This window comes from Alicyclobacillus dauci, from assembly GCF_026651605.1.
Taxonomy (GTDB): Bacteria; Bacillota; Bacilli; order Alicyclobacillales; family Alicyclobacillaceae; genus Alicyclobacillus; species Alicyclobacillus dauci.
This window is the reverse complement of the sequence record NZ_CP104064.1, coordinates 2,773,252-2,785,993: the sequence shown is the minus strand read 5'-3', so window position 1 is coordinate 2,785,993 and position 12,742 is coordinate 2,773,252. Positions and strand designations below refer to the sequence as shown.

Here is a 12,742-nt window from a genome sequence, read left to right as displayed (position 1 = left end):
TTACTGAAGGTGTTTGGAAATGGTTTCGGGAACGAACACAGGGTTTCCTGTTTCTGGATCGGTCGTTACAATGACAAACACCGCTTCACTCACAAGTCGACCGTTTGCACCGGTAATTTGCTGTTTCATTCGAAAACTTTTGCGACCGACTTCTGAAAGCCACGTGGTAATGGTTAGCTCGTCATTCTGTTTGGCTGCCGCCCGGTAGTCGACTTCAGCACGTGCAACAACCGTTACCACGCCGGCTTCTCGGAGCACCTCGTATGGTAGGTTGTGTTTTTCGTACCAGTCCTCGCGGCCCCATTCGTAGTACTCAAGATACTTCGCATTGTTCACGTGGCCATTCACATCGATCTCAGTACACCGGACAGGCGTCATCATTTTTGTTACGGTCATGGACATCCTCTTTTCCCGTCGTCATCCTAACAGCATACATTGTACCAGGCAGGGAAGGGTAAAGCGTATGAGATGAGCACAAGGAGTGGTATATGTGCATCGACATCGTCATACGCGGGTAACGACTGCAGCCATCGTCATGGTGGCCTTATTGTTGATTGCTACCCCTGCTAAGGCGAATGCAGCGGAGAATAAAACGTACGCAAAAGCTACGTCTCAAGCGGCACTCATTCCATTATACAAGGAATTTGCGGACGAGTATGACGTTGATTGGACGTTGTTGGCGGCGATTGATCGATATGCGCAATTGACGAAAAACAAAGCAGAACGATCAAGTGCGCCTTATTACGGATTTGCATTTGAAAACTCCGCATGGGTCGGGATTGGCAACCCGTGCGAAGACGATTACTCACCCGCAATGATTTCACTTTTTTCTGGGTTAGGACAGGATGCTGACGGGGATCGACTGGCCTTGCCCTGGGATGAGGCGGATCGAATCAAGGCGCTTGCGTATTGGTTGGATTCCGAAAGTGGCGAAGAAGAAGATGAACTGGCTGTCTGGAACTTGTTTCAGGACCCGGTTGCCATGGATCGCGTCTTTGCATTTTGCAAGATATTTGAGGAATTCGGTCTGGAAGCCAATGCACATTGTTTCCCCGTATCTAAGAAATGCAACTACACGGTAAAACACTCTTTCGGGGCGGGCCGCAGTTGGGGCGGACGACGGGTGCACGAAGGAGTCGATATTTTTGCATCGTACGGTACACCGGTCTTGGCTTGCAGCTATGGATATGTAGAGTTGATGGGATGGAATCGGTACGGCGGTTGGCGTATCGGGATTCGCGATGCAAACAACATGTATTACTATTACGCACATTTATCGTCCTTTGTAAAAGGCATTCACCAAGGCGATCTCGTCCGACCGGGCCAGCTTATCGGATACGTCGGAAGCACGGGCTATGGACCGCCAGGTACATCCGGGAAGTTCCCTCCCCACCTCCACTTCGGAATTTATAAAGATACAGGCGATCACGAGTGGGCATTCAGTCCATCCGGTTATTTAGGTCAATGGCAGAGGCAGAAGCAACACATCATTCCTCAACAAAAAACATCGACAGATGACGACTAAAGTTGATCGCGATCGACAAAACAACCTACAATAAGTCCGATTGTGGTATTGTAGGAGTGGTTTTCACACAGAGCAAACCAGTGCGTGATAGTTTGCGACGGGTACGCAGCGCACCACCGAATGATGGTATCGCCTGTGTACCCATTTTTGTACCAGTGTGGAACGCGATTCAAAGGAGTGGAGAGTGTGGATGCAAAGCCTGCACGTCTGTCACGGACGGTGATGACCGATTTAGTATTACCCCCGGATACGAACCACTACGGAACAATTTTCGGTGGCAAAGTCATGGCGTACATAGATAAAATTGCCGCGATATCGGCAATGCGCCATTCGCGTCGACCAGTTGTTACGGCGTCTAGTGATAGTCTCGATTTTCTTGCACCGATTAAAGTGGGGGAGGCAATCCATATTGAGGCGTTTGTCACGTATACACACAGAACGTCCATCGAGGTCTACGTGAAAATCCAATCCGAGGATTTGATGACAGGCGACGTCCGTGTAACGGCGACATCGTATTTAACGTTCGTGGCGGTCGACGAAGAGGGACAGAAAGTGGAGGTTCCGCCGGTCCTTCCGGAGACGGAAGAAGAAAAAATGCATTTTGAGACGGCACCGGATCGAATGCAAATGCGCATTGAACGAAAAGCGCAAAGACAACGTCGATTGACGATGCGTGAGTCGAGTACGTGACAAATCACATGATGCTTTGCAAACGGCTTGAGACAGAGGTTAATTTGCGCTAACAGGAGTTGAAGTACATGCAGGACCAGGTAAACCTGGAAGCAAGTGAGGGGAATGGTGGGCCGAAGCTGTTTGGCGAACGGATCGCAAAATGGTGTATATACGCTTTAATTGCCTTCCCAATTATAGATTACGCTTTACGGCTATCCCCGATTTCTCCGCTCGGTTCGATTTGGGACAAGGTCGTTTTGATCTTGCTCGCCATTATTGCGTTGAACCGGTATATTCGGGGACATCGACCGGCGGGATTCGCGTGGAGTAAATTTGCCGGCTGGTACATTCTGTACGCCTTTGCTCTCGTACTCGTTGGTCTCGGACATCCTTCCACTGCGTTCAATGGATTTCGCATGGACATCTACTATATTTTGTTTGGGCTACTCATGCCGTTTGTGATTGAGCCCAAGGACGTGCCAAAATTTTTATACGCCCTGGGTGGTGTGGCAATTCTGATTGGTGTTCATGGTGTCATCCAGTACGCACTCAAGCCACAGATTCCATCAGGTTGGGTAGACGTCACTGAGAACGTCCGAACACGTGTTTTCTCCGTTCTCAAGTCCCCAAACGAGTTGGGTGCGTTTATGGAAGTCATGGTCCCAGTTATCTTTGGGTTGTTCATGTTCGAACGCAACCGGCTGCGTAAATGGGTATATGGGATCGGTGGATTGTGCTGTTTATTGACTCTGCTCTTTACGTATACACGTGGTGCATGGATGGGGCTCGGACTGGCAGTCCTGGTTGTGGCAGTCATTTTTGAGCGGCGATTGCTTATTGTCATCGCAGTTGTGGCTGTTATCGGCTTCTTTCTTCCGCCCATTCATCACCGGATCATGGACCTTTTCTCGCCTGTCTACATGATCAAATCGACACAAGGTGGCCGCATCGTCCGCTGGATGACGGCATTTGACCAGATGTCCAGCAATCCCCTGTTTGGTGTTGGCGTTGGGCGCTACGGAGGTGCTATCGCGTCTCAAGCTGGTTACTCAATCTACTCAGACAACTACTACGCGAAGATTCTTGGCGAGTCTGGTCTACTAGGTTTGGTACTCTTCATTTCCATGCATGTTAGCATTCTGCGTGAAATGATCCGTACAGTTGTCAAACGTGCGTCGGGCCGGCAGAGGTTTTTGGCACTTGGTGGCCTTACTGGGATCATGGCGATGCTAATTCACAATTTCGTGGAGAACGTATTCGAGTATTCACCGTCCATGGTCATTTACATCATGACGGTCAGCCTATTCCTACTTTGGGGCAGAAGTTTACAACCGGACGACGGGGGGAAACAAGATGAATAACCTCTCGGTAAAAATCCTTCGTGTTATCGGTTATCTCCTTTGGGGCGTATTTGTCAACGCGCTGGCCGTGTGGTTAATTGGCCCGCTTGTCCAGGACTTGGCGGTATACGGTGTTCTTGCAGTGGCCGCGATCGTCCTAGTTTGGTTGACATCTATTTACCCCCGAGCTCGTCGACCCTGGATTAGCTTTACGTTGTTCAGTCTGCTCTTGGGACAGGGTCTGTCCGCTTTGGCGTTTTCTAGTTTTGCGAAAACAATTGTTGTCACCGTGGTCATGGCTTTGGGGTTGTTTATCATCGCCATGTGGTTCGGTCGAGTCCGCTTCGTGCCCCTGTTCTTTGGAACGGTTGGGATTATCGTGGCAAACGCTGTGTTGCCGTTCAGCGACTGGCCGTTTCTCACACAATTCAAGGTGGTGGAGCAAAGCCGTTTACACATTAATCCTCACGACCTCGACGATGCACCGTTTTCCGTCATACACACGCCGACAGGCGATGCGCTCATCACGGTCAACGGCTTCGTTCCGTCGACTGAATTGCTTCAACAGTTGGTTGGGCAGGCGACGGATACACCAGATGCCCTGCAAAATGTACTACAAACCGCCAGCGGCGAATATCAGTTTGTCGAATTCAAGGACGTAAACGGTCATCTCGAACGCACAACACCATCACCACAGGACTTGGCTAAAGCCAATCCGTTGCAACTGATTCCGTCCATTTTCCCGTTCCAATTGGCTCATTGGTACGTTGTAAACGGGCAAGTGGATGAATACCTATCGCCCAATTTGCCCAGCAACCAAGCAGTTGAAGCAGGAATGGATCCCGCAGCTTACGCGTCAACCATGGAGGCCGTCTCGAATCAGGCTGTACAGGTAGAGCTGACAGACTGGCGGAATGCACTCAGCCAACTCGGCGTTCAGCCACAACAATCTGGTTGGTACATTCAAAGCGGGCACTTGAATGGAACGTACAACGGCAAATCCGTTTCCATCCCCGTGAACGCAACGAGTGTGGTTGGCCAGGGCCACTTTACTTCAGTCGGGGCAAACGAAGTCCTGCTCGTCGGAAACAACGATCTTCAAGTTGTCGATCTCGACAAACAACAAGTCATCTCGACGTATAGGGGGACATCGCAAAACCCAGTTCCGAATGACGTCATGTGCGGACCACTGACGCGCGGAGGAACGGACGCAGTCTTCATCAATGCATCACCGGCCTACATCTTGACGGTGGATGGAACGGGATCGTGGAAGACAGTTTACACAGCGACCAGCCCGACATTCCGATTCGAAACGGTCCTGAGCGACGCGGGTACGCCACAAATCGTTACCAACGATCCGTCAGCTGTGCGTAATGCACCAACGCGCTATTTCAGCGCCTATCACTTTGTGCCGAGCGCGAACGGACATTCTGGACAGTTACAACGTGATTGGCGAGTTTTTCGGACAAACGTTGTCAACGTGACACCTATTACACTATCGAATGGTGGTGCACACCAACTCGCCGTGTCCATTTACGGTACAGGTGAATTCTTGGTTCTGCAGAAGTACAACCTTCCCGTATTGCCCATTGCCTTGATCGTCTTGGGTGTCGTCATCGTTGGCGGATGGGTTGTCCGTATCAGGGCGAAAAAGGAGGGGGACCGCTCGTGACTAAGAAATTCCGGGTAAAAAGCGCGGTCATGGTAGCAGTTTGCCTCGCTGGGTTGACGGGATGTACACCTTCTGTTCAGCGCCCATCTATCGCTTCGGCTACGGCGACCAAAGTAACGCAAACGAACGTCTCATGGTCCGCTCTTGCACAGGCGGTGGCTAAGACAAGTGCTGCGTCGATGTATAAGATTCAGTCGACGGTCAGTTTACAAAACGGCAGTTCTCACACGAGTTTCACGGTTTATGGGACCGTCAACTTGCCGGATAAGATTTCCGTCCAAGTTCATGAAAACAACTTCAACATCAGTTTTTATCAGCAGGGTAAGGTTGCCTACGCGGATGAACAGGGGCAATGGAACCAAACGAACGCGTTGTCGAATATCGATGCGTTCGGTGGTTATCAACAAATTGTTCATGCCGCGATGGCCGACAACTTACCGCTCGAGAAGATGAATCGCACTTACGTGACAGATGAGTATTGCGATGTATACCGTGTCACAATGCCAGACAGTACAGCGACTGTACCGGCATTCTTGCAGAGTTTGAGCGCCTTGGAGTCGAAGGGCGAAGTTGCAGTTAAGGAACCGATTCAGTACATCTTTTACGTTGGGGAGACGTCAGGTTATATCCGCCAGGTGCAAACTCAATCCGTAAATAGCGTGAATCAAGTGGGACCCGTCGCAACGAACACGAGCACGCTCTTCTATGATTTGGACCAGGAAAAAGTTGCACAGATTCAAATTCCTAACTCACTGGTGAAACAGCTTGAAAACACAGGACAATAGTTGCAACTGGAATCAAATCAACGTATAATAGTTTACGTAATCCAGTCGCTGAGTTCCGAATTTGGAAGCGGAGAAACCATTCAATTGGGGTGAATCGCACGTTGTGCGTAGGGTCTCCTACACCCGAACCCGTCAGCTAACTCCGTAAGCGTTGTAGGTATTTGCGTTGTGCAGTCCAAATAGGGACTTGGCTGAATTGGGTAATTTCAGTCAAGGAGTTGGTCCGGCGTGATCAGTAAACCAGAACTTCCTGGATATGTACGTGATTTGGAAATTAAGCATGCGCTACGGCGGATGTCACCATCAAAACCGGGCAAGACGAATGAAGTAAATGACGACATGAAAAGTCGTCCTGTGGAAGAACGCTAACTATCGTCGCTTTGGAACAAAGCCACCTCGCGGTGGCTTTTTTGATTATTATGTTGGCATAAAGGGTATGAATGTGTTAAACTACGTCGGGTAATTACAGTGGTCCTCTGCCGCGATACACGGGCACGAACACTTGTGTGAAGGGAGGTCTGGCCATGAATTTGCTACGTTCAGTAGTCGAAGACCAGATCCGTAACGATGTTCCGGAATTTCGTCCGGGTGATACGGTACGCGTGCACGTAAAAGTCCGCGAGGGTCAGCGCGAACGTATTCAGGTCTTCGAGGGTGTTGTGATTCGCCGTCGTGGCTCTGGTATCAGCGCGACATATACCGTTCGTAAGATTTCCTACGGGGTAGGCGTGGAGCGTACGTTCCCGTTGCACTCACCGAAAATCGACAAGATTGAAGTGACTCGTCACGGTAAAGTTCGCCGTGCGAAGTTGCACTATCTGCGCGGTCGTTCCGGCAAAGCAGCTCGTATCAAGGAAATCCGGAGATAACCTCAAAAGGGCGGAGGGGATTGTTCCCCTCCGCGCTTTTATTCTTCGTACATCATCCATTCCCGTACATCTTGTAGTAACGCTTGGAGGAAAACGTGCGTGACCATACAATGGTATCCAGGCCACATGGCCAAAGCCCGCCGAATTATGGAGAGTCGAATTCGTCAGGTCGATGCCTTGATCGAACTTGTAGACGCTCGCTTGCCCATTTCCAGCAGAAATCCGGTGCTCGAACAATTATCGACGCGTCGTCCGAGTATCATTGTCATGACGAGATCGGACTTGGCCGATCCCGATGCGACAGAAGCTTGGCGTACATATTTTGAAACGCACGGACGGACAGCTGTCGCCGCCAACGTGCTCTCCGGCGAAGGCCTTGGCCTTGTTCGTGACGCGCTCTTTAAGGTGGCATCGGAGAAGATCAACCGAGACAAACAACGTGGAATTAAGCGAACCATTATTCGGGCTATGGTCGTTGGGATTCCCAATGTGGGTAAGTCTTCCTTTATCAACAAGAGCGCACGCCGATCGATCGCGAAAACGGGTAATCAGCCGGGCGTCACTCGGCAGGAGCAATGGGTGAAAATGGGTGACATCGAGTTACTCGATACGCCGGGTGTGCTATGGCCAAAGATCGATACGCCAGAACAGGGGCTGAGACTGGCGTTGAGCGGGGCCATCAAAGAGCAGATCTATGACGTGGAAGAGGTAGCTGCATACTTTCTGACATTTGCGTCAACTCGGTATCCGCAGTTGTTGGCGGATCGGTATAAGTTGACGGATATTACACCCATTGAATGGTCAGATATGCAGACGGTGTGGCCTCAGGTTGAACCGCTCTTTACGACCATCGGGAAGCTCCGTGGAATGCTCGTCAAAGGTGGGGAAGTGGATCTGGAACGGGTCTCGCGGATGGTGATCAAGGAAGTGCAAGATGGTATCCTCGGTCGCATCACGTTGGAATGGCCAGAACGGCAGTTGAATGTGGAGACTTGAGATAGGATTTTCGTCGATCGCGGTGAATATAATATACGTTTGACAGTAGGTGAGGTGTACATGTCTCACCTATTTGCGTTATGTTTGGTGTTATGCAATGACTTCTACTGAAGGATTCGCTTTTTTACATAATGCGGCTATGCGAATGATGCTGCCGGATGTAGACTAGAGGAAATCATCTCGGAGGTGCACTGATGAAAAAGTCAGCCGGCAATACCCACTTGCGGCGCCATCGATTTGATGCCGCTATGGCAGCGGCTTCCGTTTATGCCGGTGTGGATGAGGTGGGACGGGGATGCTTGGCTGGGCCTGTCGTCGCCGCTGCGGTCATCCCGCCAACTGACGTTCGTGACTGGACCCTCGTGGATGATTCAAAACGTTTAACTGAACGAACACGCAACGAAATTGCCGATATAATTATGCGCACAGCTGTCGGCGTCGGTATCGGATATGCAGACGTGCGAGAAATCGACGAATTGAATATTCTGCGGGCCTCACAGCTTGCCATGGGTCGCGCACTAGCGAGTCTGTCATCACAACCGGAAATTGTCTTGGTGGATGGTAATTATCCAGCACATACACATCTCGCATGCCTACCCATTATCGCCGGGGACGCTCGGTCGTTGGCCATCGCGGCTGCCTCTATTGTCGCGAAAGTCAACCGAGACACGTACATGAAGAAAATTCACGAGGCATTTCCGGAGTATGGATTTGATACGCACGTTGGTTACGGGACGAAAGCGCATCTCGAGGCTTTGGCAATGTATGGGCCGACTGTGCATCATCGCATGAGCTTCGCGCCCGTTCGAGAAACTCAAACGCGACAGGTGAGGCTGGTACTGAATGGATAGTGGGCAGATTCCGCATATCTCGTCAGTGACGGATCGTTTGTCACAATTAAGCCGAACGTCGCCTGTTGGCCGTGGTGTGGGAGAAGGGCACCAAAGTGAGCCCGCTACTTCGTCTACTTCGGGACGCGTTGACCAGACGGCCAAGACGGTTCATATGACGGCCGAACAACTGTTTGCGCTGGAGCAACACGTTCCTATTCAGATCTTACAGAATCCGCAATTGCTCAAAGCCGAATGGGCTTGGAAGTTGCTTGTTCTCCAAGAGCTGACCAAGGACGACATCTTTAAAAGCAGTGAAGCTGCGAATCCCAGTCCTTCAGTGGAGTCCGGGGCGAGCGAGGCATCGAAGGGTCCTTCGCAAGGGAACCCGTACGGTACGCGCAATGCAGACAGTGTGAATGACGTCTCCAAGGTAGTTGCTCAGCATGGGCGTGACTCAGCTACCGGCCCTATAAGTGTCCGGGAGCATGTCATGCCTTCAAATGCCACCCATCAAACGGCATCAACGGGACAGGCTCAAGTTGCGGGGAATGTTGACCGGACACTTGTACAATCTCTGGAGTCGCAAAGTCAAACTGAGCACGCCTCCAATCAACAGCAATTTCAAAATGCGCCAGAAAATCGAATGCCGGGTAATGCGGCAAGGGCCGTTGATGGCCAACAGGTACGCAACTCGGGAAGTCAAGCTTCACCTGGGGCTGCAACTACCAATCAGGCTGCGGCCGGATCGAGTGAAATGACGCACCCTCAAATGAATCAAGCTGAACTTGCGGTGCGACAACTGTGGACGATTCTTACGGCTTCCAGCGCACAGGCGCACAGGACATCGGGTCAAATACAAATGAACTTTAAACCCGATCCGCCAGTATTACCATTCTCGTCGATGAACCAAGACACCATTGCCCTAGCGCACGACAAGTCTGATGCACAGCGGTTAGAGAATTGGGTGGTTCAGGATCGACTCGTATCGAGCGTTTTGGATAATCCCTATGAACGCCAAGGGGCTGGACTCTTTTTCACGTCAGCAGCTCCGCCGACGGGTAACGAGTCGCCTCAAACCGCTGTCAAGTGGACGGCGCAGCGGCAAACAAGGGTGGGGACGGGCGGCAAACTCATTCACAGGGTGCGATTTGACCTGGAAGTGTCGGGACGTCCCTTGACTTGCATCGTGACAGCTTCTCGCCCGCAGTTGCTTGTTCATTTCGTCACTGACGACCGAAAGCTCCTCACACACTTGGAACGAGGAGAGTCTGTTGTGACAGCACCTCTCAAAGCGGCAGGATGGGAACTGATTGGCTGGACCGCTGGTCAGCCGACAACAGATGAGATGGAGGGAAAAGAGTGACAACTCGCAGAGCAGTTGCATTGCGCTACGAAAAACAGCGGGAAGAGGCTCCGCGCATCGTCGCCAAGGGTGCCGGAGAAGTTGCGGATGCAATTATCCGAACCGCCTCAAGCCACGAAGTCCCTGTGATGGAAAACAAAGAACTCGTTGACGCGCTCATTTCACTCGAGATTGATAGTGTCATTCCCGCAGAGCTGTATCAAGCCGTAGCCGAGGTGTTAGCGTATGTCTATCAATATGGAAATCGTCGCTCCCGCTAGTCTCGGAATTTTAGGGGAGGAGACGGCGTGTGTCTACTTGACGCGGTGCCTTGGCTGGAACGTGATCGAAAGGAACGTGCGCACGCGATATGGCGAGATCGACATCGTAGCCTGCACACCTAGGGAAGTGGTGTTCGTCGAGGTGAAGTCAAGACGAGGGACGCGTTTCGGTAGTGCACTGGAAGCGGTTACTTCATTGAAGGTTGCGCGGTTGACCGAGCAGGCACGATTGTATGTCCACCGGTGTCCATTTGACGTGGATGACCGTGCTATTTGCCTAGATGTCATTGGGCTCACGTATGGACAAGGGTGCTTGTTGCAGTCTATCGATCACGTTCGGCTCTTCCCGGAATAAAGCTCCGCACGAAGAATCCCAATAACTATCACACCCCCTTTAACCAGCAACACCTAGGTAAATATCCCTTGCGCTTAGACAGTTTGCCAATCGAGCGCAAAACACGCATGGTAATAATTTATCATTTCCCTTAGTAGAGTCCGTTGGTATACTCGGTCCTGACAATACTAAGCCGAATCATCACACAGTGATGTGATGTACGGGGGATTTTTGGTCTGCGGACCTGGGGTGAATCGCACTGTGCGACGGGTGTCTCGTCATCCGAATCCGACAACTAACCTCGAAGGCGTATAAACGAGAGGATTGAGTTTTTTGGGGTTTTCTAAGTTTGGTATTGGTGCAGTGACGGCTACCGCTGTCATGGGTCTGGGTCTCACTACTGTTTTCGCAGGTACAGGTACGCTTACAGTCCACCCGGGGGACACGCTTTGGAAAATTGCACATGCCCGCAACATCCCGCTTGAGTCTTTGGAACGTGCAAACCCATCGATCAACCCGTACAACATGTTGGTTGGAACTGTGTTGCAATTGCCCAATGAAGGAAACACGTACACAGTCCAACAGAACGACACGCTTTGGACGATTGCCAAACAGTTTAATGTAAGTCCATCGAGCTTAAGGGCGGCTAATCCATCACTCAACCCGGTGAACTTGTTGGTTGGTACCCAAGTGGTCATTCCGACCAAGGCGGCGCCCTTCTCGAAACCTGTGGCGCATACGTCTGCAAAGGCAGCGCCAGTAAAGGTCACGGCACAAAACCCAGCCCACTCCGCACGTGTATCCACCGTCAATCAGCAGGATCTGTATTGGTTGGAACATGTCATTAGTGCTGAAGCGAACGCGGAGCCTCTAGAAGCACAGATCGCTGTTGGTGACGTCATCCTTCACCGTATGCAAGCGGGCGGATATGGACACACCGTTAAAGACGTCGTCTTTCAAATCAGTAACGGACATTATCAGTTCACGAGCGTAGCGAATGGTTTCATTTATCACACGCCAACGGCTTTAAGCGATCAAGCTGCACTCGATGTTCTCCAGAATCACCAGGATGTTATACCGGGCGCAATGGTCTTCTACAATCCCGCGAAGACACCGGCAGGCAGTTGGGTATGGTCACAACCGACCATCCGTCAAATTGGTAATCTGGTATTCGCAAAGTAACAAGAAAAAGCTGCTTGTGTACTGTGATCTGGGGGGTGTCCCGAAAAGGCAATCGTTTAGCCTTTTCGGGACACCCTTGATTTGTTTATAGAAATATCTCAGCGCTCTCTGTGCGACTGGAAAGTTGGTCTCTCCTGTACTCGACACGATTCAGCATGAATTAATCGGTACAGATCTTGAAGAAAGTCAGCGCTTATTCCAAACTGTTCGCCTAACTCAATATAATGTCGCTCGACAACGGTTGCTCGATGCGGCTGATTCACTGGAGCATCGACCTTGTGCTTTACCTCGGCAATTTTGTTTGCTACTTGGAAGCGGCGAAAGAGGCACGCCACTAAATCTGTGTCCAGTTGGTCAATCTGTTCACGATATTCATCAAGCTCTCTAGACAATTCGTCCATTTGGCAGACACCATCCTTTGACTGAGGTGAGTTGTCCAGGTATAAAAAAAGAACCTCGTAGCCCATAGGGACGAGGTTCTCGCGGTACCACCCTAACTAAAGACAGAGATATGTCTTTCACTTCATTCGGATAACGGGATACGGCGACGTTCCCGGTTACGGTTACTCAACTGACTGAAGCAGTTTTTAACCGAACAGCTCCGGAGTGAACTTCGGTTCACAAGTTGGATCGGCTCGCACCCTCCGCCGACTCTCTGTACGAACTCATGAACGTACTCTCTCCATCTAAGCCATTTGACTATGAACCTGTGAAAATAAAAAAAAAAACGCCCCAAAAGGGACGAGATGTCAACTCGCGGTACCACCCTAAATAGAGGAAATTGCCTCCACTTCATTGTCATAACGGATACACGCTGTTTGTATCCGGCCTAGGTTAATGACCACGTAAGGTGTTCGCCTGGCGGCTCCGGAGTGAACTTCCGCTGGTTGACTCAGGTCGGTTTGCACCGT

At 50.9% G+C, this 12,742-nt stretch carries 15 protein-coding genes, 2 riboswitches and 2 other annotated features (1 of these 19 cut by a window edge); of the genes, 13 read left to right on the top strand and 2 right to left on the bottom strand.

Translation table 11 applies throughout. The features are described 5' to 3' along the window. Complete coding sequence (locus NZD86_RS14195) at positions 1 to 396, bottom strand: acyl-CoA thioesterase (RefSeq protein ID WP_268042715.1); 396 nt, start codon at positions 394 to 396, stop codon at positions 1 to 3. Between the two features lie 94 nt (positions 397 to 490). Here NZD86_RS14195 and NZD86_RS14190 point away from each other — a divergent pair, with 94 nt between their 5' ends. The 13 genes from NZD86_RS14190 to NZD86_RS14130 all read left to right on the top strand — a co-directional run bounded on the left by NZD86_RS14190 (position 491) and on the right by NZD86_RS14130 (position 11,831). Beyond that, entirely contained in the window at positions 491 to 1,525 is a 1,035-nt protein-coding gene (locus NZD86_RS14190; protein ID WP_268042713.1) for a M23 family metallopeptidase, read from the top strand. Positions 1,526 to 1,711: 186 nt separating this feature from the next. Beyond that, on the top strand, positions 1,712 to 2,215 hold the full coding sequence (locus NZD86_RS14185; RefSeq protein WP_268042711.1) for an acyl-CoA thioesterase: 504 nt from the start codon (positions 1,712 to 1,714) through the stop codon (positions 2,213 to 2,215). A gap of 68 nt (positions 2,216 to 2,283) precedes the next feature. After that, positions 2,284 to 3,558: an O-antigen ligase family protein gene (locus NZD86_RS14180; RefSeq protein WP_268042709.1), complete on the top strand. Its 1,275-nt coding sequence runs from the start codon at positions 2,284 to 2,286 to the stop codon at positions 3,556 to 3,558. Continuing rightward, positions 3,551 to 5,209 (top strand): hypothetical protein, encoded by a 1,659-nt coding sequence (locus NZD86_RS14175; protein WP_268042706.1) that lies wholly within the window; start codon positions 3,551 to 3,553, stop codon positions 5,207 to 5,209. The genes NZD86_RS14180 and NZD86_RS14175 overlap by 8 nt, the downstream gene beginning before the upstream one ends. Further along, positions 5,206 to 5,994 carry a hypothetical protein gene (locus NZD86_RS14170; protein ID WP_268042703.1) on the top strand — a complete coding sequence of 263 codons (789 nt, stop codon included), beginning with the start codon at positions 5,206 to 5,208 and terminating at the stop codon, positions 5,992 to 5,994. The genes NZD86_RS14175 and NZD86_RS14170 overlap by 4 nt, the downstream gene beginning before the upstream one ends. A 36-nt stretch (positions 5,995 to 6,030) precedes the next feature. After that, positions 6,031 to 6,160: riboswitch (cyclic di-AMP (ydaO/yuaA leader) on the top strand. A 62-nt stretch (positions 6,161 to 6,222) separates the two neighbouring features. Next, positions 6,223 to 6,363: a hypothetical protein gene (locus NZD86_RS14165; RefSeq protein ID WP_268042701.1), complete on the top strand. Its 141-nt coding sequence runs from the start codon at positions 6,223 to 6,225 to the stop codon at positions 6,361 to 6,363. Positions 6,364 to 6,518: 155 nt separating this feature from the next. Then, positions 6,519 to 6,863, top strand: a complete 345-nt coding sequence (gene rplS / locus NZD86_RS14160; protein ID WP_268042699.1) for a 50S ribosomal protein L19 — start codon at positions 6,519 to 6,521, stop codon at positions 6,861 to 6,863. 99 nt (positions 6,864 to 6,962) lie between these two features. Next, positions 6,963 to 7,859: a ribosome biogenesis GTPase YlqF gene (gene ylqF, locus NZD86_RS14155; protein ID WP_268042697.1), complete on the top strand. Its 897-nt coding sequence runs from the start codon at positions 6,963 to 6,965 to the stop codon at positions 7,857 to 7,859. 194 nt (positions 7,860 to 8,053) lie between these two features. Next, positions 8,054 to 8,710, top strand: a complete 657-nt coding sequence (locus NZD86_RS14150; protein ID WP_268042695.1) for a ribonuclease HII — start codon at positions 8,054 to 8,056, stop codon at positions 8,708 to 8,710. Then, positions 8,703 to 10,055 carry a hypothetical protein gene (locus NZD86_RS14145; protein WP_268042693.1) on the top strand — a complete coding sequence of 451 codons (1,353 nt, stop codon included), beginning with the start codon at positions 8,703 to 8,705 and terminating at the stop codon, positions 10,053 to 10,055. Before NZD86_RS14150 ends, NZD86_RS14145 begins: the two co-directional genes overlap by 8 nt. After that, complete coding sequence (locus NZD86_RS14140) at positions 10,052 to 10,315, top strand: EscU/YscU/HrcU family type III secretion system export apparatus switch protein (RefSeq protein WP_268042691.1); 264 nt, start codon at positions 10,052 to 10,054, stop codon at positions 10,313 to 10,315. The genes NZD86_RS14145 and NZD86_RS14140 overlap by 4 nt, the downstream gene beginning before the upstream one ends. Further along, the gene (locus NZD86_RS14135; protein WP_268042689.1) at positions 10,281 to 10,670 is read left to right on the top strand and encodes a YraN family protein; all 390 of its coding nucleotides are present in this window, start codon (positions 10,281 to 10,283) and stop codon (positions 10,668 to 10,670) included. Before NZD86_RS14140 ends, NZD86_RS14135 begins: the two co-directional genes overlap by 35 nt. Positions 10,671 to 10,830: 160 nt before the next feature. Next, positions 10,831 to 10,974: riboswitch (cyclic di-AMP (ydaO/yuaA leader) on the top strand. Between the two features lie 8 nt (positions 10,975 to 10,982). Continuing rightward, the gene (locus NZD86_RS14130) at positions 10,983 to 11,831 is read left to right on the top strand and encodes a LysM peptidoglycan-binding domain-containing protein (RefSeq protein WP_268042687.1); all 849 of its coding nucleotides are present in this window, start codon (positions 10,983 to 10,985) and stop codon (positions 11,829 to 11,831) included. Between the two features lie 98 nt (positions 11,832 to 11,929). On the opposite strand, the gene NZD86_RS14125 is transcribed toward NZD86_RS14130, so the two are convergent. Then, positions 11,930 to 12,232 carry a chorismate mutase gene (locus NZD86_RS14125; protein WP_268042685.1) on the bottom strand — a complete coding sequence of 101 codons (303 nt, stop codon included), beginning with the start codon at positions 12,230 to 12,232 and terminating at the stop codon, positions 11,930 to 11,932. 63 nt (positions 12,233 to 12,295) lie between these two features. After that, positions 12,296 to 12,529: a binding site (T-box leader), on the bottom strand. A gap of 36 nt (positions 12,530 to 12,565) precedes the next feature. Continuing rightward, positions 12,566 to 12,742 (bottom strand) — a binding site (T-box leader) (it continues 54 nt past the right edge of the window).